Genomic DNA, 22077 nt, shown 5'->3' with positions numbered 1-22077 from the left:
GAGAGTGGAAATATGGATGTTATGAAAAAGGTTTTTATGTACACTAAAAAATTCTTTATCGTAATTGGGTTGTTTTTATTAAGTCAAATCAGTATGACTGTTTTTGGCATTGTTAAAGGGTTTTCTCAAGCTTCTGGTGAAGCAAATTTATCGTTAGCGGTATCGATCATCTTGATTTTATTGGAAATTGGAAACATTTGGCTGCTGGTATTTTTAGCAAAGAAATTAGGCTTTTTTACAATCAAGTTTGATTTTCTCACGGGAAAAAATATAGGCATCATCATTGGTGGTTATGTTTTGGCTCGAATCGTTGCTATTGTCGGTACACTATTGTTAAATGCTCAAGGAACGAATTCTACTGCCAACGATGCGGCGATCCAAACAATGTTTACGGGAGAAAATCCATTGTTGATCATCCTATTGATCGGTATCTCTGCGCCGATCATGGAAGAGATTGTTTTCAGAGGAGGGATCATTGGCTTCTGGCTGAAAGACTATCCAATTATTGGGATTGCGCTAAGCTCAGTTATTTTCGGGTTGATGCATGGTCCAACAGATTTGATAAGTTTCTTGATCTATGGATTGATCGGGTTGATTTTATCAGTTGTTTATTATAAGACAAAACGCTTGGAACTTAGTATAGCGATACACTTTTTAAATAATATTTTAGGCGCTATAATGATTGCATTTGGTTTGATTTGATCAAAGCTGATACAAAAAATAATCTGGAACCTGATTTCAAAAATTAGGTTCCAGATTCTTTTTTACAGCATCACTCTTAGTAAGACCAAGATGATCATATGAAGAGGATAAAATAGGTAGAATCCCCATTTGACCCAAGTTGGAGAATATCCGCGTTGGCCATTATAATTCATCAACAATGGAATAACGCCAAGGATCCCTAAGGTTGAGGCTAGCTCATATAACGGAACAGAGTTTGGAGCCATCGTTCGCGCGACCAATAACAATAAAAATAAGAAAAGGGTTGCATAAACGGGTGGGATGATTTTCTTCAAACGGTCATTCTTTACGCGATAAAAGCCAAAAATGATCAATACACCAATCAAATTCCAGTCGGACATAACGGTGGCAAACGAAAATGCAATGACCAGTAGCACATGCAGGTAAAGGTTTTTAGTTTTATCATAGACCATAATTAGTAGAAGACCCATCAAAAGTGTGAAGAAAATATTATTAACAAGTTCAGAAGGATCAAAAGGATGGCCTGGATAAAATAAGAGATGGAATGGATAAATAGATAGGAGCCAAAATACAGCCAATCGTAAAGCGTATTTTTTAAGGTTCCTGCTGTAATGGAATCCTTCCACTAACAAATAAGCCATGATCGGAAAAGTAAGTTTTCCAATCAATTCAGTAAAAAAGAAAAGTCCAGTTGAATACTGATACAACTGAAAGCCGCTACCGATATGGTTGAGCAGCATAGCAATGATTGCAATCATTTTTAGATGGAACGATGTAAGTTTTTTTTCCATAATAGTTACCTCCTAGTTCTATAAATAACCATATCATAGATATAGCCAAAACAACGGGGGCTTAAGTTGCATTTTCTTCTAGGTCTGAGTAACTATGATCAGGAAATGTGTCTATTTTTTCAGATTTAGATTTTTACATCGTGTAAAAAAAATGATATATTAGTTTTATAATGAAATGTAGTGAGAAGGTTTAATTAATGAATCTACTGCATCAATTAAAAGGGGGAAAATATGAAAGAAGATCAAAGGTTTGGAATAATGAAAAAATACGTTAACGTGGTTCTGGATATTGTTTTAGGAATGCTGGCCGTTCTTATTTTGATATTTATGATCCGTCAGCTGATCGATATTGGTACATTTATCAATAAACCAATGACACCAAAAAATTTATCGGTCGTCATGCAGGAAGTAGTAGCATTTTTCATGTTGTTTGAATTTATCATGATGGTGATTCGTTATATTCAAGAAGGGCATCATATCCCGATCCGTTACTTGATTTTGATTTGTATCACAGCGATTTTGCGTCAGTTGATGGTGATTCATGGAGATGCCGTTCAAACGTTACTATTGTCTATTTCTATTTTAGCATTAGTGATTGTTTTGTTTGTCCTTAATCTGAGTGGAAACAAATCGTATTCTGGATTCAAATCAAATAAAATAGACGAAAAAGATTAAAGAAAAAGACTGCTCACGAATAACCTGAGCAGTCTTTTTTTTAGATCATGCAATGAATAAACGGATCAGACCAATGGCTAAAATGACTTGAATGACACCAACGGATAGTCCATAAATCAAGAAACGTTTGCCTTCTTTAAAGAACTTTTGAAAATCTAGACGTAATCCGATTGCAGCTAAAGCAGTGATTTCAAACCAACCGCTAAAAAAGTGAGCGGTTTGACTTAATTGTGGAGGAAGCTGGATCAGACTATTTATAATGCAAAATAAGACGAAGCCAACAACATACCAGGGCAAGCCAGCCTTTTTTTGGGATGCAGTAGTAGTTGTTCCGACCGTTTCAGCGGTTGGTGTTTTATGTTCTTTAAATTTTCCAAATAAATAGACGATGACAACCAGTAACATGATACGCATAATTTTGAACAGCATGGCAAGTTCAACAACCTCAGCATTGATCATACTAGCACTTGCGACTACCTGACCAACTGATTGTAAAATACCACCAACCAAAGCGCTTTTAGCTAATAAGTCCGTTCCATAAAGGATAGAAGCAAGCAGCGGTAAAAGCAGCATTAAAATTGTTCCTAATAAATTGACCAAGGTAATGATCTGTCCTTTTTCTTCTTCTTTTGCATGGATCGAAGGAGCAATCGATGCAATCGCAGATGATCCACAGACCGCATTTCCACCTGCCATCAGTAGAGACATGTTATCTGAAAATAGTAGTTTTTTCCCAAGAATATAAGTAGCGATGATGGTAAGACCCATTTGTAAAACGACGAAGATGCCGCCTTTTATGCCAATATGGGCAATCGTTTGAAAAGTGACGGTCGCACCTAAGAGAACAACTGAAAATTCCAGCAGCTTTCCTTCTGCTATCTTTGTTCCTTTTTCTAATACAGGATTTTTCAAAAACGTATTTCCTAACACGATGCCCAGTAAAATTGCAATCGTCGCTGCACCTAATGAAGGCAGCCAAATCGCAATTCCTTTACTGATCACAGCCACAATAAATGCGGTGATCAGACCTGGTAGAATTGTGAGTGTTTTTGTTAAATAAGCGTTCATATTTTTCACTAATGTATTCATCTTCTTTCTTTGTTTATCTTTATATTTAGTATAGCGAAATAAGTTGCATTTGAGAAATAAATAGTTAGAATAATATCTATAATTAAAATGAATGGAAGGGGATTCTATGTTTAAATTACTGAATACATTCCGTGCAGTCTATGAAACAAAAAATTTTTCAAAAGCAGCAGAAGTTTTATTTATTTCCCAACCAGCTGTTTCTAATCAAATAAAGCAATTGGAAGAGGAATTGAATGTGGAATTGTTTGTGCGAAGTGGGCGCCAAGAGATGGTTACGACAAAACAGGCAGAGATTCTGTACCATCATTTGCTTAACTTAGCTGATGATTGGGAGGATATCTTACAAGCGTTAAAAACACAATCCGTTCCTAAAGAAACCTGTAAGATCATTGCTTCAAATACATTTGCCGTGTATTATTTACCAGAATTGATGAAGGAATTGGTGCGGCATTTTCCTGAGGTCTCATTTGTTTTAGAGATGGACAATTCAGAAGTAGTATTGGATAAAATCGAAAAACATCAGGCGCATTTTGGTTTTATTGAGAAGCCTTTGATCACGGAAACGGCGATCCGTCAGGAAATTTTGAATGATGAATTAGTCCATGCAGGTGATTTATCAAGTGAATTATGGTTGGTTAGGGAAGAAAGCTCTGGTGTTTATCATTATACAGAGCGCTATTTTCTAGAAAATAATTTGAGTCCGCAAAAAATGATTATCAAAAACAATGAAATCATCGTCCGTTGTTTAGAAAAAGGAATAGGCCAATCCATTTTATCGAAGAAAGCACTCACACCAAAAATACATTGGCAGTCATTAAGTTCTGGCTACCAAAGAAAATTTTATTTGATCAAACGAGATCGTATTGACTCCACTCAATTACGAAAAATCGTTCATTTCATCACTACTCATTTTCAAAAAGAGAACGGATAGATTTCGATTCAAACTATTTTTTCCAATCAAATGACATGATACAATGAAGAGACTAAGGCAGAAAGGATAAGCTAAATGATTGATTTGAATCAAGTATTAACATTTACGGAAGCTGCTGAAAAATGGGGACTTGCTGGAGGAAACACGATTCGCCAAGCTGTGTTAAGAAAAAAATTTGAAGCCTATGAAATCAAAAAGAGCGGGACAGTCTGGCTGACTACTTATGAAGCGATGCACCGCGTTTTCGGCGAACCAAAAGAGCTGGAAGCAGTCTTTTTAAAACAAAGCCGCATATTTCAAGCGATTACTCAAAAAAAGCAAGGGGATAAAACTGCACTATTAAATCTACAAAAAGAAATGTCTACAGCATTTTCTGCGGGTCAAAAAGTCTTTATTCAAGAAGAGTTATTAGGAAAATGGCGAACCTTGTACATTTTCTCAACCGAAACAGAAGCTCAAAATTGGTTGAGGCTGATTCAAAAAACAGAGTGATCTGCTTAAGAAATAATGAAGTACTTTCTTGCTAGAAAAAGCATTGACCATAAATAGAATAAAAAAGTTGGAAATAAGCGGATCAGGCTTATTTCCAACACTAATAGTCACCAATGAAGAAAGTACGAATAACGAGTGTCGTATATAAAAGGAAGTATTGAAAAAGGTTACGAAGTTAATTCTGTTGTACTTTCTTATTGAATACTTGGGAGTAGTAATTGACCATTAGCTTTTAAAAGAGAACGCTACTTACTGAATTAAATCGTCCAGGAGAATGGGAAAAGCTGGTTGGGATCAGCTTTTATTCGTCAATGGTTGGTTGACAAATGATATGTGGTGATTTAAAAAAGCAAGTAGAAATTCTCTAAGATAGAAACGAAGGCATAAAAAAACGATGTTGGACACAGATCCAACATCGTTGTAAGGTCAATAAATAAGCATAAACATCTTTAAGTCAGAAAAAACTAGTATAAACCTCTAGAAATTTCTGTCAAAATTGAGTAAAATGGAAGATGTCAATGTATAACTATTGGCTTAAGCAACTTGATTGGTCAGGTGTTCACTGACTGCTCAGGGCTTCATGATTTAGTTGGTAGCTAAATTGTGAAGTGCTTTTTTTATTCTCTTCGTTTCTATCTACTTTCCATTTTATAGGAAAACCCTTTTAGGGTCAATAAAGGGTTGGAAAAAAAAGGCTATTCATTGCTTTTTTTTAAGTTTTATTGTAATTTATCTCACTCTATTAAAAAAAAATAAATACCTTTATGCATGTTTAGATACTTGGAAAGCATGTATATGGCTTAAAGCCAAAATGAAAGTGCTTCAATCAAACTGGAATATGTTTGTTATTTTCTTCTTTTTGAGGTATTAACGCCAAGAAAACCAACCCAATTTTTTTCTTTTTTTGAGAGTGACTTGTTCCAATGAAGGTGCAAGAAAGTCCTTTGAGAATTCTGTATAAATACTTACATCGAGAAGTTCTGGTAGCAATCGTTCTAATTCTTGTTTCCCTTCATTTCTAGTGTATGCGACGGGATCAAAAGAAAGCAAAGGGATTTGATAGTCCTCCAACCATTGCCGCTTTTTATCAAAACTGGAGTACAACAGTGGTTTTTCTAATACGACATCGATCCGTCGGGCAAATTTAGGAAATTCTTCTTCAGTAATCAAAGCTGAGTTACCATAGAGAAAACGAATATCATACTCTTTTTCGCTATGATCTGTATATAATTGCTCTAAAGAGTAGCTCTCCTCAAGTAAAACCAACCCGAGATTTCTAAGTGCATTTGTAAAGGATTGAAAAAAAGCTTCTTTACGATCTCCACCTAAAACAAAGATATCGATATTTTTGTCACTTGCTTTATTGTTTACTGATTTTTTAGACTGATATCCACGCTCGATATCAATCGTGATCAACTCCTCTAATAAACCATCAAGAGCACGTTCTCCATCCATTAAACCAAATAGTCTAGTATCAATGTCTTTTACAACAATTGGATAATCTGCTAATAATTCTTTTTTGGCTTTCGTCATAAAACGGACCTGCGGCGCAATCAGAACAACATCAAACAACTGAGTGAAATCATAGACGATCTGAGGTCGAATCGCATTGATTCCACCATAAGCAAAAATAATATCTGACTCCGCTGCTAATTCTTTTTCGTGCCGCATGACACTTTCAAGATCATCAAAACTCGTTTTTAAAGTAGAATGTTCAGAAGCTTTGACGATTCGCTGGCAAAACATACTGGACGTTCCACCGCCTGCACATCCGATAAATACAAACATAAGACCCCTTCTTTCGTCACTAATTCGTTACAAAAACCTTAACATAGTTTTGTCTTCCATTCAAGCAAACTGAAAACCAACTTGATTTAAGGCTAAAAATTTTACCTATTTTTTTTATCAGCAAAAAAATAGGTAAAAAACAGATAGGCTTTAGAGGAACTACAGATGGCTTGTCTATAATAAGTTTTATCAAAGCGATACAAATTAACGGATAGAACGAAAGGAAAGATTTACTATGAAAAAAATGACGAAAATAATGTTAGCGATGGCTATTGCACTATCTTTGAGCGCAATGACCGGATGCGATCAAAAAGAGACGAAAGAAGAGGGCTACAAATCGAAACAAGATTTTAAAGACAATGTTCAAAGCAAGAAAAAAGTCACAGTCGATGGTGAAGAAATGGATGAGTTTACGATGAAAGATGGGATGAAAGTCCAGGGAGCAGGACTTGAAGATGCCGTTAATGAAGACGGAGATTCAGAATAAGTTGAAATAGAAAAATGAGAAGGTTTCAAGGGGAAAAATTAGCTTCTCTTGAAACCCTTTTTAATAAGGAGACAATAACTATGAGAGCAGCAGTAAAAAAGAATAGAAAAAAATTTCTACTGATAGGTTTTGCCATTATAATACTAGCGTTAGTGACTTTTATACTAGTGAATGCATTCAACTCATCAGAGAAGCAAAATATAAATGCTTCTAATCCAGAAAATCGAGTAGAAGAAAAGAGTGTTAAAGCGTTAGTCGAAGAAAGTAAAGCGAGTGATTTGACTTTAGCTGGTAAGGTGACAGCGAACAACACCAATAAAATAAAAATCGATCCTGACAAAGGAACGATCAAAGAGGTTTTAGTCAAAGAAGGCGATCGTGTAGAAAAGGGACAGGCATTATTTACGTATCAAACAGATCAGCAAATGAAAACAAAAGAAGCAGAACTGGATGCAGAAGCTAAGGCCAGAGCCGTTGAAGTAGCAAGAAGCAGTGCTGGGATCAAATGGGAAACCTATAATAAAAAGGTAGCGCAATTGAACAAAGCGAAGGCGGATTATGATAAAGAAAACACAGAAGAGCTAAAAGGCGAAATCAAAACACTGGAAGGTGAAGTCGATCAAGCCTATACAGAAGGCTTGACGGGAGATAATGAAGTGAAAAATGCAGAAAGTGAATTGGAAAAAGCACAATTGATGCAAACCAATGAACAAGAAAGATTAGGAGCAGATACGATCGTTGCAGATAATGCCGGTACGATCAAATCATTGAATATGGATTTGATCAATCAATCGAAAGAAAAACAACGGGAAGAAAGCTTTATGGAAATCATTGACGACTCGAATCTGTTTGTCAACGGTGATATCAATGAATTTGATAGAGAAAAAGTCTCACTAAATCAACCGGTAGAATTGATCGATAGAAAAAATAAAGAGAAAAAATGGCAGGGAAAAATTGTTCAGGTTGCTAATTTAAGCTCAGATGAAGCTGGAAATGACAAGAAACAAGACGAAGATCCCAACTTATCCAAATTTCCATACAAAGTCCTGATCGAACAAGCTGATCAAATGCCGATCATTGGTTCCCATGTTTATGTAAAAGTATTACCAAAAGAATTTGAAAGCGACAAAATTATTTTAAATAAACAATATATTCTCTCACAAGATGATAAACAATACGTGTGGAAAATCGACAATAATAAAATCAAACGCCATGAAATCAAAGGAACACCAGTTGGTGAAAATTTAGTGTTCGTCAATGAAGGGCTTGCGCAAACGGATAAGATCGCACTACCAAAAGCTGGCATGAAAGATGGAATGGAGGTAGGTGAAGATGTTAAGCCTTAAACAAATCAAAAAATCCTACTGGCAAGGGCAAACAGAAATTCCAGTACTGAAGGGAATCGACTTAGAAGTAGACGAAGGAGAATTTGTTGCTATTATGGGACCTTCTGGTTCTGGCAAATCCACGTTGATGAACATCATTGGTTGTTTAGACAAAGCAACAAGCGGCGAGTATGAAATCGAAAATGTAGGTGTCAGCACTTTATCTGATAATGAGCTAGCCGATTTAAGAAATCAGAAAATCGGCTTTGTGTTTCAAAATTTTAATTTGATGCCTAAATTGACCGCCTGTCAAAATGTAGAGCTGCCGTTGACTTACAGTAAAGTCAGCAAACAGGAACGGCGCGAACGTGCATTGAAAATGCTTGATTTGGTCGGTCTAAAGGAGAGAAGTGAGTTCAAACCAATGGAACTATCCGGAGGACAAAAACAACGTGTAGCGATTGCCAGAGCATTAGTGACAAATCCAAGTTTTATCCTAGGAGATGAACCGACTGGGGCATTAGATACAAAAACGAGTGTTCAGATCATGGAGCTATTTAAAAAGTTTCATTTGGAAGGAAAAACGATCGTCTTGATCACTCATGAGCCAGAGATCGCCGAGCTATGTGAAAGAACGGTCGTTTTACGCGATGGCAATATCACAAGTGACACTTCGGAACAAAAAGAGGTGATGGTGTAATGGAGGAAATAGGCGTTGCTATCCAATCCATATTGGCACATAAAATGCGTTCGATTTTGACAATGCTTGGTGTGATCATCGGTATCGCAGCGATCATCTCTATTTTTAGTATCATTGAGGGCAATACAGCAAATATGAAAAAAGAAATGATCGGCGGCAGTAACAACACGATGGAAGTGGAATATGACAAAAAAAGCTCATTCGATCCGTCTCTTCGCTCTGGAAAGGAAGAACATAAACCAAGCTATTTACCGGAAATCGGTGAGGAACAGCTGAAAAAAGTGAGACAGGTTCCAGACGTGATCGATGCAGGATTAGCGTATCAAACGGAAGCGAATGTTTACCATCAGGCAAGCAAAACTCAAAGCAAAGTATCCGCTGTAACACCAAATATCGATAAATTGAAAAGGTTGAAAATCTTAAAAGGAGAGGGCTTTGATTCAAAGGCGTTTAAAGAAAATAAGCAAATCATTTATTTGGATCAAACCTTGTATGAGGAACTATTTAAAGGGCAAGATGGGATCGGTCAATATGTAGAGGTCAAAGGAGTGCCGTTTGAAGTCAAAGGTGTTTTCAAAGCTGAAGAAGAGGACAGCAGTCCATATAGCTTTGTCGAAAAAGAAGCATACATCCCATTAGAACAGGCTTATAAGATTTTTTCAGAAATCGATATCGCGCCGAAAGTAATCATTCAATCAACAGATACAGATAAACTACAAATTGCAGCGAGCAAAGTTGCGGAAGTCTTAAATAAAGAAATTCCCAAATCTGATTATGTTTATGGCGTGAGGAATATGGAAGAACTTCAGAAAAGCCTTGAACAGTTCAATCAATCCAACTTTATTCTTTTAGCAGGGATCGCCAGTATTTCTCTTTTAGTTGGCGGAATCGGAGTAATGAATATTATGCTGGTATCAGTGACTGAGCGGACACGAGAAATCGGTGTAAAAAAAGCTTTGGGAGCAAGAAGGAAAGTCATTTTAAAACAATTTCTTGTCGAGGCAGTAGTTATCACTTTACTAGGTGGGATTTTAGGTGTGTTGATCGGTTTGTTCGGTGGTTTTGTAATAACTAGAGTGTTGGAATATCCGTATATCGTTTCAATTATTTCAGTCGTTGCCAGTCTTGCGTTTTGTTGTATAATTGGAATTATCTTTGGATTATTGCCAGCGATGAAAGCATCGAAGCTGGATCCAATCGAAGCATTACGCTTTGAATAAGGAGTTGTAAACATGGTAAAAATTCTAGTCGTTGAAGATGATGAAATGATCAATCAAGTCGTAACAGAATTTCTAATAGAAAAAAAATATGAGGTTGTTTCTGTAAAAGATGGAGAAGAAGCATTAGAGGAATTTGAACTGCAGCATTTTGATTTACTTTTGCTGGATATCATGCTTCCTTCGATGAGCGGAGTCGATATTTTGAAAAAAGTTCGTGAGACATCAGACGTTCCAGTTATTATGCTGACAGCGATCGATGATGAATATACTCAGTTGGTCAGTTTCAATCATTTGATTAGTGATTATATTGTGAAGCCTTTTTCACCAGTCATTTTGATGAAGCGTGTAGAAAATGTATTAAGAATGAGCAGACCAAGTACACAAATCGAGACCAATGGCTATTTGATTGATCTCGATGATTGTCTAGTGACGTATGAAGAAGAAGAAATACAGTTGACGAAAAAAGAGTATGAAATTTTAGCTGTTTTAGCAAAAAGAGCAGGTAATCTTGTGACTCGAGAACAATTGGTTTATCAAGTATGGGGCTATGATGATTATTTAGATAGTCGGATACTGGACAATCATATGAAAAATTTGCGAAAGAAATTACCGTTATTATCCATTCAAACGATCAAAGGAATGGGCTATAAAATCGAGGTCTTGAAATGAAAATCATGTGGAAGAATTTCTTGTTTTCGATTTCTGTGATTTTTACAGTAACGACGGTTTCATTAGTGATTTTGTATTTTGTGATGCCGATTTATTATGAATATACGAAACTGAATACAGTAGAGAGAGAATTTAATAAGATAACGGATGATTTGGATAAGAAGCCTTTAGAGGAAATCAAAGGGAGAATAGATAAACAATTATTTGAAGGGCAAGAAGCAATCACCCTGATTTTATCGGATCTAGATGGAAAGATCGTTCATCCGTATTTAGGTGAGGGAAGTAATTCACTTAATATTAGATTAGGCGATCAAGGAGAAACGAAGATCTTAGATTCCTCTGACGTGATGAATGTGGAATTATCAGAATTGGATAGAGGAAAAGAATTGACAAGTACGATCAAAGATAATCGTGGAATAGAATATCTCTTGACGGGCCTGTATTCGTTACAACCAATATCAGATGCTAGCGCAGTATTACTGCAGATCTATCCATTTCTTTTAGTGATCGATTTTTTGATTGGCGGAATTGCTGCGTATTTTTATAGTCGTTTTTCAACGAAGCGAATCAAGCAGATATCTATGGCGACCAATCAAATGTTAAGTTTGGATCATACGATCAAATGTGAAATCAAAGGAAAAGATGAGCTGGCTTTGCTCGCTCAAGACATTAATCAACTGGATCAAACGTTGCTGACGACGATCGATGCCTTAAAAGCTGAAGTGGCTAAAGTAGAAGGGATCGAACGTTCAAAAGCTGAGTTTATGCGTGTGACCTCGCATGAATTAAAAACACCGGTCGCCTCATTGATGGGAATCATTGACGGTATGATCTATAATGTGGGGAAATTTAAGGATCGCGAGCATTACCTAGCAGTATGTAAAGAGATTTTGCAGCAGCAAGCAGACATGATCCAAAATGTTTTGACAGTTTCAAAGTTGGATATGTTTTCTTTGGAGGAAACGAATCAGGAAGTTTTTTCACTAAGAGAGGTCATTGAAGATAAGCTTAAAACGTATCGATTACTTGCAGAAATCAATCAGGTAGAACTTGTTATACATTTGGAAGAATGTCTGATCGAAGGAAATAAAGATGAGATCGGCAAGGTGGTCAATAATCTTTTGAGTAATGCTTTTCGCTATACGAAGGCGAACGGTCAAATCGATTTATTTTTGGATCAGCATACGTTAGTGATCGAAAATCAAGCAGTGAAGGCTTTGTCTAAAGCTGAATTAAGCCAAATCTTCGAGCCATTTTATCGTCCTGATTTCAGCCGAAATCGAGAAACTGGAGGATCAGGCTTAGGATTATTTATAGTGAAGCAAATCTTGGATAAACAAGGATGGAATTTTTCATTCAAAGAGTTAGAAGGGGAGCGAATGTGCTTTTCGATTTATTTTGATACAGAAAGAATTATCATCTAATAAAAAAGTTTTTATGCTTGTTATGAAAGTCCCTTTGTGATTCAAATGTAGCTTTCATAGATGTAAGGTTATTGAATCTTTTGTAAGTAGTTTGCTCACCTTCCGTATGTTAGTATAAATGTACTGAGAGAAAGAAGGGGCAGAAATGAGTCGTGCAAGAGAAGTTATATCTTATCTAGTTATCATCTATCTATCGATCAGTGTTGGAAATCGGGCATTGGCTTTTTTTCAGAAGTTTCCAACCAATATTTGGATCGATCGAATCATTTGTATCATCATTACAGCAATAATCGCTGGTTTGTTAGGCTGTCTTTTATTGCCAAAAAACAAAGTCAAACAATAGCATCAAATTTGAGTGCGAAACAACACTGGTTTTTAGTGTTGTTTCGCTTTTTTTTCGTGATCAGTTTATCCAAATATCAGGCGGTAATATTTTTGTATTAATGAAAACGAGGTATAGTGATGAGAAAAATTAAAAAGATTATCTTGTAGAAAGTTATCCTCTATTTATTACTGTTGAATCATACATTTGTCTTTTTTAGCGATATAAAGATTTGAAATAGTCAATTCGAAAAATAAGAAAGGACGATGATTAAATCAATTCTAGTGTTTATTCGTTTTCAAGGAAGCAAGTCTTGATCTGTAGTGTTATATTTAGGTCTCTTCCTTTTGTTTAAGTTGTCATAATAAATAATGATAATTGATAAAAAAGGAAAAAATATGATGCAATATTTTTGGTAAAAAAAGAATATTTTAAGCTATAAAATGAGATTTTATAGGATTTTATACAACTAGTTGTTTATATAAAAAAATGAAAAAAGACTCTTCCATTTAATGATATGCTTCTGTATAGTTAATAAAAAAGAGAAAGGAGTAAGGAATTTTTTTATAGTCTATTTAGTTATTAAATAGACGAAGTTACTTGCGATTAATGAAGTAAAATGAAAAATGATAGGAGTTTATAGAATGAGTAGAGTACTAAGTAGATTGTTGAGTAGATTGTTTTCACGCACCGATGGAGAAAGCTTAGTAGGTTATGTCGGAGTGATCCTTTTAATGTTGGTTGGGCTTGTCTTTATTTATTGGCTATATTATAAATTTGTTACTGATAAGAAAATAGATTCTTTTGTGAAAGCTAATGAGGCACCAGCTGATAAGCAAAAATATTTAGCTGCAGCATCGATTTATAGTCATGATCCATACCCGACAATGATATGTTTAAAAAGCTTTGATTTGGAAAAACCATTTCTTAAATTGATTCGAAGACAGGTATTTAAAAGAGATTGGTCGATCACTAATCATCAAACGACGATAGATACACTTGATTGGTTATTTGATTCTGGTCATCGAAAGGAAATAGATTTAAGTAGCACTTTGAGCCAATTAGATTCGAGGCATGTGGTCGATAGCCATCTTGCTCGGTTGATTACTGCTGCAAATGATATCCAGGTATATAATGATAATGGAGAGCTTAGAAAAATAGATGAAAATGCTATTTATAATTGTAAAGGAATCTTAGCTTGGGATGCACTAAGAGGTGCTAATGTGGCACGAGTTTGCTATAATTTGGGCTATTTGTCAGAAGAAGAAACTTGGTACTATTTAGAAAAGTTCTCTCATCAGCTTAAAGAAAATTACGATAATTGGGAAGAGATAGCTTTTTCTTTTTTATTAGGACGGTATTTATGGTCTGGAGATTCAACGCAAGAAACGTATATTAGGATAATTACGAACCAATTTACTCATTATTCAATGCCGTCAAAATCTAAAAAAGAAATCAACATGTGGCAAAAATTTCCAGTAAGTTCACTATAAATGTAAACTGTGTAGCAACTTTGTAATACTATGTTAGACTAAATAAAACGTGAACTATTTGGTTGTACTAAAAAAAATAATTGGAGGGAGCAATAATTATTATGAAAAGAAAAAGCTATACAGGAGAAAACGTATCGGTGTCTGGTCCTTATTCCCATGCAATCGATGCGGGTAATTATCTGTTTTTCTCAGGTCAGGTTGCTAAAAATAGTACTAATTATATTGAAGAAACAGGGAGTATTGAAGAACAAACAAAACAGTGTTTTGTCAATTTACAAGAAGTCATGAAAACGGCCAATGTTAGTTTAGATGATGTTGTGAAAGTCAATGTCTATCTAACGCAAATGAACAATTTTGAGGCGATGAATGAGATCTATAAAACGATGTTTAAAGAACCTTTTCCAGCTAGAACGTGTGTCGCAGTTTTAGAATTACCATTAGGCGCGGATATTGAAATTGAGGTTATTGTTTATAAAAAGTAAAACGAGCTCAATACTAGAAAAGAAATCTTTCAATTTTTACTTACTGATTTTTCTTTACGCGTGTCAAATTTTTCTAGTAACCTATTGGGAAGTTGGAGTAAAGGGGATATATGGTTGAAGGTAGAGCCTGTAGATGCTATAAAGGGTTCAATAAACGCTATTTATAGAATTCATGAAAAGATTGACACGGATAAATACAAAGAAAAGAAGGGGACTAATTTGATGATTTCACTAAGAGAAGTAACCAATGATAATATTGAGGCCGTTTTAAACCTTAAAATAAAAGAAGAACAGCAGACATTTGTTGCAAGCTCTTGTAAAAGTTTAGCTTATGCTTATGTAAATAAAGACAATACAGTAGCTTTTGGAATTTACATGGATAATACATTAGTTGGCTATGCGTCAATCATATTTGATGAGAGTGATAATATGTTTAATTTATGGCACTTTTTTATAAGCGAACTTTTTCAAGGAAAAGGGATAGGAAAACAAGCCCTAGGAGTCGTAGTGGAAGAGATAAAAGGAAAATCCCTAGGCATAGCAAATAAGGTCGCTTTGGGTGTAGAGGAAGAAAATGTAGTTGCAATAAAATTATATGAATCATTTGGTTTTAAAGATACTAGCGAAAGAGATGAGGATGGAGAAATTATTATGATCTACGAATTTTAACATCGCCAAGGATTACAAAAGAATGTGTCTATTCAAAAAGGAAAAGGGGTTACCTAGTATTTGGAGCGTTGAGGATGGTTAAAACTTAATTCTATATATGCCGGTCATGATCGTATTACAGATTTTGGGACAGTCTCGTAACTTATGGGCTATATAGAATCAAGTGATAACGATTATTAAGAATTGATGCATGGTGCTTAACGTTACGCGTAGGATTTGCGTGTTGATGTTAAGCCTCTATTTTTTTATACCCCATCTCAAGCAACAGTTTTTCCACTTCATCTACCGTCGAAAGATCAGCGAGTGCAGATAAAAAGCCTATTTTTTTTCGATCTACCTTAGTGAAGTCTATTTTATAGGATTCAATGGCTCGTTCTTCTTGATACTCTACAGAATAGCTGACCCCCTCAACATCTTCCAGCTCTTTTTGTTTCTGAGAAATCAAGGATTCGGCTTCTGTTTTATCTTTGATACCAAACCCAGCGTAAGGAATAGCTTCGGTCGTTTCTTCGGCAATTATTTTTCCATTTTCATAGGTTACTTTTTTTTCCATTTTATCTTCTTTACTGCCCAGCTCGGCTGTATAAGTGACGGTTCCTGTTTTTCCTTCACTTTTTGTTGAGCTAGGTGACGATTTACCCTTTGATGAACTGCTCGTAGCGTTGATTTTTAATGAGGCTTCCGAATTTTTTGTCTTCTCTTTCGTTGATTCTTCCTTTGCTGTGCAGGCTGTTAACGTAACCGCTGCAGTCACTATTGTCAAAAATAGCACACGGGAATAGTATAATTTCTTTTTCATATAAAAGACTCCTTTCCACTCTATCTGTAAGTCAGGTTATCATAAAAAGCTGTCCTAATAATGTGATGTAGAAAAACGGTACGGAAAAAATAGACAAAAATTACATTATGGTATTTTATAAAAGAAAAACGAATTTGTTAATTTTATCTTTTTTATCTCGGCTAAAAGTCCTATATAAATGACGGACATTTTCTGATAAGGTACAATAGAAGAAACAAGTGGAGGGAAAATGGATGGCAAAGATCATGATTGTAGAAGATGAAACGACGATTCGCGACTTGATTCGTGAAGAGCTGCAAAAATGGCAGTTTGATACATTCGGAGTGACTAATTTTAATACTGTTTTAGAGGATTTTCAGCAGGAAGATCCACAGTTGGTTTTACTGGATATCAACTTACCTGTATTTGATGGTTATTATTGGTGTCAAAAGATTCGTGAAATTTCTAAAGTGCCTATTATTTTTATTTCGAGTCGTAATACGAATATGGATATGATCATGGCGATGAATATGGGGGCTGATGATTTTGTGACAAAACCATTTCAATTAGATGTTTTGGTTGCAAAGATCAACGCTTTGCTACGGAGATCGTATAATTATTCTGAGGTCGGCAGTGAGATCATGTCTCATAACGGCATCACGTTGAATGTAGATAATGGCAGTATGGAGATCAACGGTGAAAACATCGATCTTAGTAAAAATGAGTATCGCTTGCTTTATATTTTGATGAAGAAGCATGGGAAAATTTTGACTAGAGAAAAGCTACTGCGCGCGTTATGGGAAGATGAACGCTTTGTTGATGACAACACTTTAACAGTCAATATCAATCGCTTACGGAAGAAAATCGAACAGGCTGGATTGGAAGGCTATATCGAAACCAAAGTTGGTCAAGGGTACATTGTACCGTAGATAGGAGAGACGCATGACGATTCGTAATTATTTAAAGGATCACTGGCTTTTACTCGTTGGCTGGCTGACATTTATTGCATTGACCTGTTTTATTCTGTGGTTATCGCCAGATATTGCGGTGAATTTTTCGATCATTGGTTATTTAGTCTTATTAGAAGGTCTATTTTTACTGCTCTTTTTAACGATCGATTATTCATTAAAAAAACGTTGGTGGCGCTCGCTGGATACAACAGAGCATCCGCCTTCTTTACAGCATTATCTAAGTGAGGCTTCAAGGGCGGAAGAAAAGCTCGTTCAAGAATATATCAACGGGTTATTGGTCGAGCATCAACAAGTGATGCAGCAGGCGATCAATAATCAACAGGATCAAAAAGATTATATTGATTCGTGGGTGCATGAAATCAAAGTACCATTGGCTGCAGTGAACTTGATTTTACAGTCTCTGGAAGATGATATTCCAGAGAAAAAATATTATTTGGTAGAAAATGAACTGACTAAGATCGATGAATATGTGGAGCAAGTCCTTTATTATGCCCGTTTGGATAGTTTTTCCAGAGATTATCTTATTCAGGAATATTCGTTGAAAGAGATCGTTCAATCTGTCATTCGGACACAGGGAAGTTATTTTATTCAAAAGAATCTACATTTTTCAATTGAAGGAACGGATCAACTTGTGTTGACGGATGCAAAATGGGTAGCGTTTATCTTTAAACAATTGGTAAGCAATGCAATCAAATATACGCCAGCTGGAGGAGACATCACTGTTACTTTTTCACGTACAAAAGAAGGCGCTTGGTTACAATTGAAAGATACGGGCGTTGGGATTCCTAAAGAAGACCAAGGACGGATTTTTGACAAAGGCTTTACGGGTGAAAATGGCCGAACGAGTGAGCAGCATTCCACGGGTTTAGGCTTATATTTAGCAAAGAGTTTAGCGGATAAATTAGGTCATCAACTATCGGTGGAATCTATAGAAGGTGAAGGAACAACGATGAAATTGCTCTTTCCATTTTTGAGTTATTTTAAAGAGAGACGATAAAGAAAAGAAGTCAACGGATGAATTCGGTCGGCTTCTTTTTTTGATTTTGGGAAAATGAGAGAAATTCTTTTAAACTTTTTTCTTTATTATGGTTGTATCGGAAACGTTTTTATTGTTAGACTGAGATATCTACTTTATTGAATAGGAGTTTATTATGAATATTTTGATTGCGTTGATTCCAATGTTTGCCTGGGGCAGTATTGGTTTAGTCAGTGGAAAGATCGGTGGCAGTGCGAATCAGCAAACGCTTGGGATGACGATTGGAGCGTTGATCTTTTCATTAGGTGTCTATTTTGTGGTTCAGCCGGCTATTACAGGTCAAATGATCCTCATTGGTATTTTATCTGGTTTGTTTTGGAGCGTTGGACAAAATCAGCAATTTCATGGAATGAAATATTTAGGAGTATCTGTTGGATTACCTGTTTCTACAGGCATGCAACTGATCGTCAATACGATTGCCGGAGCAGTCTTTTTTCATGAGTGGCACGGGAGTAGAGACTGTTTCTTAGGTTTTATTGCGTTGGCTTTGTTGGTGTTAGGTGCGTATTTGACTGCTCGTCAGGACGATGAAAGCTCGGTCAAGACCACAAATTCTATGCTTGATTTTAACAAAGGTTTTCGTGCATTGATTGCTTCAACAGTAGGGTATGGTGCCTATACGATCATTATCAATGCGTTTGGACTCGATCCAATGGGCATTATTTTACCGCAAAGTATTGGTATGTTGATTGGTGCTAGTTTCTTTGCATTCAAGAAAATCAAGGTGGATCGCTATGTTTGGTTCAATATGAGCTGCGGGCTTTTATGGGGTCTAGGGAATATTTGTATGCTTCTGACGATGCGCCAGATTGGTTTAGCTATCAGTTTCTCTCTTTCTCAAATGGGCATTATCATTTCAACATTAGGCGGTATTTTCATTCTTGGTGAAAGCAAAACTAAGAAGGAAATGAGATATGTGTTTTTTGGTTGCTTATTAGTGATCGTCGGTGGTATTCTTTTAGGGTATATGAAAGCGTAAATTGTCTATTTACGCTTATTTTTATGAATTAAATGCAATTATTTATCTAAGAATAATGGTTAGTTGAATTTATTGGAGGAAATGAAATGTCGATGTTTAGAAAAAAATCATTGGAGGATCTATCTACTGAGCCGAGTGGAATGAAGAAAGATCTAAAAACGATGGATTTGATCATGTTAGGAATCGGTGCGATCGTTGGAACGGGAATTTTTGTGGTGACTGGGGTAGCAGCTCAAAGAGATGCTGGTCCGGCCTTGTCTTTATCGTTTTTAGTAGCAGCAGGTGCAATCATTTTGGCAGGGTTATGTTATGCGGAGTTTGCTTCACGGATTCCGGTGATTGGCGGACCTTATGCCTATATGTATGTGGTTTTTGGAGAGTTTGTTGCCTGGATGACGGGTTGGCTGGTGATTTGTGAATTTTTCTTAGCCGTTTCGTCTGTGGCTTCCGGCTGGTCCGGCTATGTTCATGGTTTTTTGAACAGTTTGGGGATTCATTTACCTAAGGCTTTGAGCGGTGCGTATAATCCAGCGAATGGCACATACGTTGATTTGGTCGCGATGCTAGTTCTTTTAGCTGTGATGTTCTGGGTGTCTTTAGAGGCTAAAACCGCTTTGCGTTTAAATAATGTGATGGTTTTTGTAAAATTTGGTATTATTGCTTTATTTTTAATTGTTGGGATTTTTTATGTAAAACCGGATAATTGGCAGCCGTTTATGCCGTTTGGTTTTTCAGGCGTGATCAGTGGTGCCGCAGTGGTTTTCTTTGCTTTCTTAGGTTTTGACGCAGTGAGTATGACTGCAGAAGAGGTCAAAAATCCGCAAAAAGATATTCCTAGAGGGATCATCGGCTCGATTTTGATTACTGCAGTTTTATATGTGATCGTTACATTGATCTTAACTGGTATCGTGCCTTTTGATGCGCTTGGTGTAAAAGATCCAGTGGCTTTTGCGATGCGTTTTGTGCAGCAGGATGGTGTTGCTGGTGTAATCTCAGTTGGTGCGATCTTAACACTTTTAACGGTGACGATTTCGATGATGTACAGTTTGGCGCGGATCATTTATGCGATCAGTAAAGATGGGCTTTTGCCGAAATTTATGAGCAAGATCGACGAAAAGAATCGTACGCCGAAAAATGCCACATATGTTGCAGGGATTTGCACGATGTTATTTGCTGGGTTCGTGCCAATGGAATTATTGGCGGAACTGACAAATATCGTGACATTGATGTATTTGATCGTGATGGCGATCGGGATCATTCGTTTAAGAAAAACAGATGGCGATCCTAAACCAGGGGAATTTAAAATTCCTTTTGTTCCGTTTTTACCAATTTTATTGGTGATCGTCAGTATTGGTCTGATGCTACAGCTGCAGGCGGCCACTTGGAAAGCATTTGCTATTGCGTTAGTGTTAGGCGTAGTGATCTACTTTACGTATGGTTATGCGCACAGCAATGAGCATAAAACAGAGAAATAGATAAAGAGCTAGGGTAAAGCAAATGACAATAGTTGGCTTTACCCTATTTTTGTTTCGAAAGATGGGCAAAGGACGAACGATAGAAACATTCAGGTAGGAAATGTTACAAATTTTATTTTAAAAAAAGGTTGAACTACAGTATAGTTGTAGTAACTGAGGAGATAAAGGAGAGGATCAGGTATCATGAGCTATCGGATCGAAAACGATTCTATGGGAGAAATCCAAGTGCCGAACACAGCACTTTGGGGCGCACAAACACAACGCAGCCGTCAAAATTTTAATATCGGGGCTGAAAAAATGCCTCTGCCCCTGATCAAGGCGTTAGCTATAGTTAAAAAACATGCGGCGAAAGCCAACGAAGCTACCGGTAAGCTTGATACAGCAATTAGTCAGGCTATCCAGCAGTCAGCAGATCATATCATTGCTGGGGCAGTTGATGAACATTTTCCATTGTCGCTTTGGCAAACGGGAAGCGGAACGCAGACAAATATGAATGTGAACGAAGTGATCGCTCATTTGTGTGAGAAAGAAGGTATCCACGTTCATCCAAATGATCATGTGAATATGTCTCAAAGTTCCAATGATGTGTTTCCGACAGCGATCCATATTGCTGCAACTGTGCTGATCCAAAGAGAACTGTTTCCTGTGTTAGAACAGGTGATAGATACATTGAACAGATTAGAAACAGCAAATGCTGATGTCATTAAAATCGGCCGTACTCATTTACAGGATGCAACCCCGATCACATTTGCGCAAGAGGTAAGTGGCTGGCGTTCTAGTTTTGAGCATACCAAACAAATGATCGAGCTAAGTTTGACTGAGTTGAAGCAATTAGCCATCGGTGGAACAGCAGTTGGCACTGGGTTGAATGCTTCAAAGGAATATGTCGATTTTTTTATTGCAAGCCTAAATGAAGAGACACAGAGTCAGTTTTCAGCTAACTCAAATAAATTCCATGCGCTTGCAAACAAGGATGCTGTAGTATTCACCTCTGGCGCATTAAAGGCATTAGCAACAAATGCTATGAAAATGGCAAATGATATCCGCTGGATGGCGAGTGGTCCGAGAAGTGGACTGGGAGAAATCACGATTCCGGCAAATGAGCCAGGCAGTTCGATCATGCCGGGAAAAGTCAACCCAACACAAGCCGAAGCATTGACTATGATCGCCATTCAGGTGATGGGAAATGATACAACGATCGGTATTGGCGCATCACAGGGAAATTTTGAATTGAATGTATACATGCCGGTATTAGCGTATAATTTGATTCAAAGCATTGAGCTTTTAACGGATGGCTTACGTTCATTCAATGAGCATTGCTTAAGTGGGATTCAGGCAAATCAGGAAAAGATGAATCAATATGTCGAACAGTCACTGATGTTAGTCACTGCATTGAATCCGTATATTGGCTATGATAATGGTGCTAAGATTGCTAAAAAGGCTTTTGCAGAAAATGTCACGCTAAAACAAGCGGCACTATCGACAGGTTTGGTGACAGAAACAGAATATGATCAGTGGGTAAGGCCGGAACATATGTTGGGAAATAACTTCTAATGTTTGCTTGTATGGATTTGAAAGG

23 protein-coding genes are annotated in these 22077 nt (G+C 36.6%); 19 read left to right on the top strand and 4 right to left on the bottom strand.

Translation table 11 applies throughout. The features are described 5' to 3' along the window. The first annotated feature begins 12 nt into the window (after positions 1–12). Positions 13–702 (top strand): CPBP family intramembrane glutamic endopeptidase, encoded by a 690-nt coding sequence (locus CC204_RS08465; protein ID WP_227011245.1) that lies wholly within the window; start codon positions 13–15, stop codon positions 700–702. A gap of 62 nt (positions 703–764) precedes the next feature. Here the strand turns inward: CC204_RS08465 and CC204_RS08460 are convergent, their stop codons facing one another. Then, positions 765–1493, bottom strand: a complete 729-nt coding sequence (locus CC204_RS08460; RefSeq protein WP_088269788.1) for a TraX family protein — start codon at positions 1491–1493, stop codon at positions 765–767. A 231-nt stretch (positions 1494–1724) separates the two neighbouring features. Here CC204_RS08460 and psiE point away from each other — a divergent pair, with 231 nt between their 5' ends. After that, the gene (psiE, locus tag CC204_RS08455; RefSeq protein ID WP_088269787.1) at positions 1725–2168 is read left to right on the top strand and encodes a phosphate-starvation-inducible protein PsiE; all 444 of its coding nucleotides are present in this window, start codon (positions 1725–1727) and stop codon (positions 2166–2168) included. A 45-nt stretch (positions 2169–2213) separates the two neighbouring features. Here psiE and CC204_RS08450 read toward each other — a convergent pair whose 3' ends face one another. Then, on the bottom strand, positions 2214–3257 hold the full coding sequence (locus CC204_RS08450) for a YeiH family protein (RefSeq protein WP_088269786.1): 1044 nt from the start codon (positions 3255–3257) through the stop codon (positions 2214–2216). Between the two features lie 106 nt (positions 3258–3363). Here CC204_RS08450 and CC204_RS08445 point away from each other — a divergent pair, with 106 nt between their 5' ends. After that, positions 3364–4188 carry a LysR family transcriptional regulator gene (locus CC204_RS08445; protein ID WP_088269785.1) on the top strand — a complete coding sequence of 275 codons (825 nt, stop codon included), beginning with the start codon at positions 3364–3366 and terminating at the stop codon, positions 4186–4188. Between the two features lie 75 nt (positions 4189–4263). Then, the gene (locus CC204_RS08440) at positions 4264–4680 is read left to right on the top strand and encodes a helix-turn-helix domain-containing protein (protein WP_088269784.1); all 417 of its coding nucleotides are present in this window, start codon (positions 4264–4266) and stop codon (positions 4678–4680) included. Positions 4681–5547: 867 nt separating this feature from the next. On the opposite strand, the gene CC204_RS08435 is transcribed toward CC204_RS08440, so the two are convergent. Continuing rightward, on the bottom strand, positions 5548–6468 hold the full coding sequence (locus tag CC204_RS08435; protein ID WP_088269783.1) for a PTS sugar transporter subunit IIB: 921 nt from the start codon (positions 6466–6468) through the stop codon (positions 5548–5550). A 235-nt stretch (positions 6469–6703) separates the two neighbouring features. On the opposite strand from CC204_RS08435, the gene CC204_RS08430 reads away from it, so the two are divergent. The 10 genes from CC204_RS08430 to CC204_RS08385 all read left to right on the top strand — a co-directional run bounded on the left by CC204_RS08430 (position 6704) and on the right by CC204_RS08385 (position 15259). Beyond that, positions 6704–6955, top strand: coding sequence for a hypothetical protein (locus tag CC204_RS08430; RefSeq protein WP_088269782.1), 252 nt, complete (start codon positions 6704–6706; stop codon positions 6953–6955). An 80-nt stretch (positions 6956–7035) separates the two neighbouring features. Next, the gene (locus tag CC204_RS08425) at positions 7036–8301 is read left to right on the top strand and encodes an efflux RND transporter periplasmic adaptor subunit (RefSeq protein ID WP_157894261.1); all 1266 of its coding nucleotides are present in this window, start codon (positions 7036–7038) and stop codon (positions 8299–8301) included. Then, on the top strand, positions 8288–8980 hold the full coding sequence (locus tag CC204_RS08420) for an ABC transporter ATP-binding protein (protein ID WP_088269780.1): 693 nt from the start codon (positions 8288–8290) through the stop codon (positions 8978–8980). The genes CC204_RS08425 and CC204_RS08420 overlap by 14 nt, the downstream gene beginning before the upstream one ends. Then, positions 8980–10200, top strand: coding sequence for an ABC transporter permease (locus CC204_RS08415; protein ID WP_088269779.1), 1221 nt, complete (start codon positions 8980–8982; stop codon positions 10198–10200). Before CC204_RS08420 ends, CC204_RS08415 begins: the two co-directional genes overlap by 1 nt. 12 nt (positions 10201–10212) lie before the next feature. Continuing rightward, positions 10213–10869, top strand: a complete 657-nt coding sequence (locus tag CC204_RS08410) for a response regulator transcription factor (protein ID WP_088269778.1) — start codon at positions 10213–10215, stop codon at positions 10867–10869. Beyond that, positions 10866–12293, top strand: a complete 1428-nt coding sequence (locus tag CC204_RS08405) for a sensor histidine kinase (RefSeq protein ID WP_088269777.1) — start codon at positions 10866–10868, stop codon at positions 12291–12293. The genes CC204_RS08410 and CC204_RS08405 overlap by 4 nt, the downstream gene beginning before the upstream one ends. A gap of 145 nt (positions 12294–12438) precedes the next feature. Continuing rightward, on the top strand, positions 12439–12636 hold the full coding sequence (locus CC204_RS08400; RefSeq protein WP_087640945.1) for a hypothetical protein: 198 nt from the start codon (positions 12439–12441) through the stop codon (positions 12634–12636). A 623-nt stretch (positions 12637–13259) separates the two neighbouring features. Continuing rightward, positions 13260–14108 (top strand): DUF1266 domain-containing protein, encoded by an 849-nt coding sequence (locus CC204_RS08395; RefSeq protein ID WP_157894260.1) that lies wholly within the window; start codon positions 13260–13262, stop codon positions 14106–14108. 101 nt (positions 14109–14209) lie between these two features. Further along, on the top strand, positions 14210–14590 hold the full coding sequence (locus tag CC204_RS08390) for a RidA family protein (RefSeq protein WP_088269775.1): 381 nt from the start codon (positions 14210–14212) through the stop codon (positions 14588–14590). Between the two features lie 114 nt (positions 14591–14704). After that, positions 14705–15259, top strand: coding sequence for a GNAT family N-acetyltransferase (locus CC204_RS08385; protein ID WP_227011244.1), 555 nt, complete (start codon positions 14705–14707; stop codon positions 15257–15259). A 229-nt stretch (positions 15260–15488) separates the two neighbouring features. On the opposite strand, the gene CC204_RS08380 is transcribed toward CC204_RS08385, so the two are convergent. Next, positions 15489–16058, bottom strand: a complete 570-nt coding sequence (locus CC204_RS08380) for a DUF1307 domain-containing protein (protein WP_088269774.1) — start codon at positions 16056–16058, stop codon at positions 15489–15491. 233 nt (positions 16059–16291) lie between these two features. Here CC204_RS08380 and sapR point away from each other — a divergent pair, with 233 nt between their 5' ends. The 5 genes from sapR (at position 16292) to fumC (ending at position 22052) form a co-directional block, all read left to right on the top strand. Next, positions 16292–16966, top strand: a complete 675-nt coding sequence (gene sapR / locus CC204_RS08375; protein WP_088269773.1) for a two-component system response regulator SapR — start codon at positions 16292–16294, stop codon at positions 16964–16966. A gap of 13 nt (positions 16967–16979) precedes the next feature. After that, positions 16980–18005 carry a two-component system sensor histidine kinase SapS gene (gene sapS, locus CC204_RS08370; RefSeq protein ID WP_088269772.1) on the top strand — a complete coding sequence of 342 codons (1026 nt, stop codon included), beginning with the start codon at positions 16980–16982 and terminating at the stop codon, positions 18003–18005. 154 nt (positions 18006–18159) lie between these two features. Beyond that, entirely contained in the window at positions 18160–19023 is an 864-nt protein-coding gene (locus tag CC204_RS08365) for a GRP family sugar transporter (protein ID WP_088269771.1), read from the top strand. Between the two features lie 86 nt (positions 19024–19109). Then, positions 19110–20498: an amino acid permease gene (locus tag CC204_RS08360; RefSeq protein WP_088269770.1), complete on the top strand. Its 1389-nt coding sequence runs from the start codon at positions 19110–19112 to the stop codon at positions 20496–20498. Positions 20499–20681: 183 nt separating this feature from the next. After that, positions 20682–22052 carry a class II fumarate hydratase gene (gene fumC / locus CC204_RS08355; protein WP_088269769.1) on the top strand — a complete coding sequence of 457 codons (1371 nt, stop codon included), beginning with the start codon at positions 20682–20684 and terminating at the stop codon, positions 22050–22052. Positions 22053–22077: the final 25 nt, after the last annotated feature.

The organism is Enterococcus wangshanyuanii, from assembly GCF_002197645.1.
Lineage (GTDB): Bacteria > Bacillota > Bacilli > Lactobacillales > Enterococcaceae > Enterococcus_L > Enterococcus_L wangshanyuanii.
The sequence above is the reverse complement of the archived record's forward strand: the minus strand, read 5'-3'. Positions and strand labels throughout refer to the sequence as shown.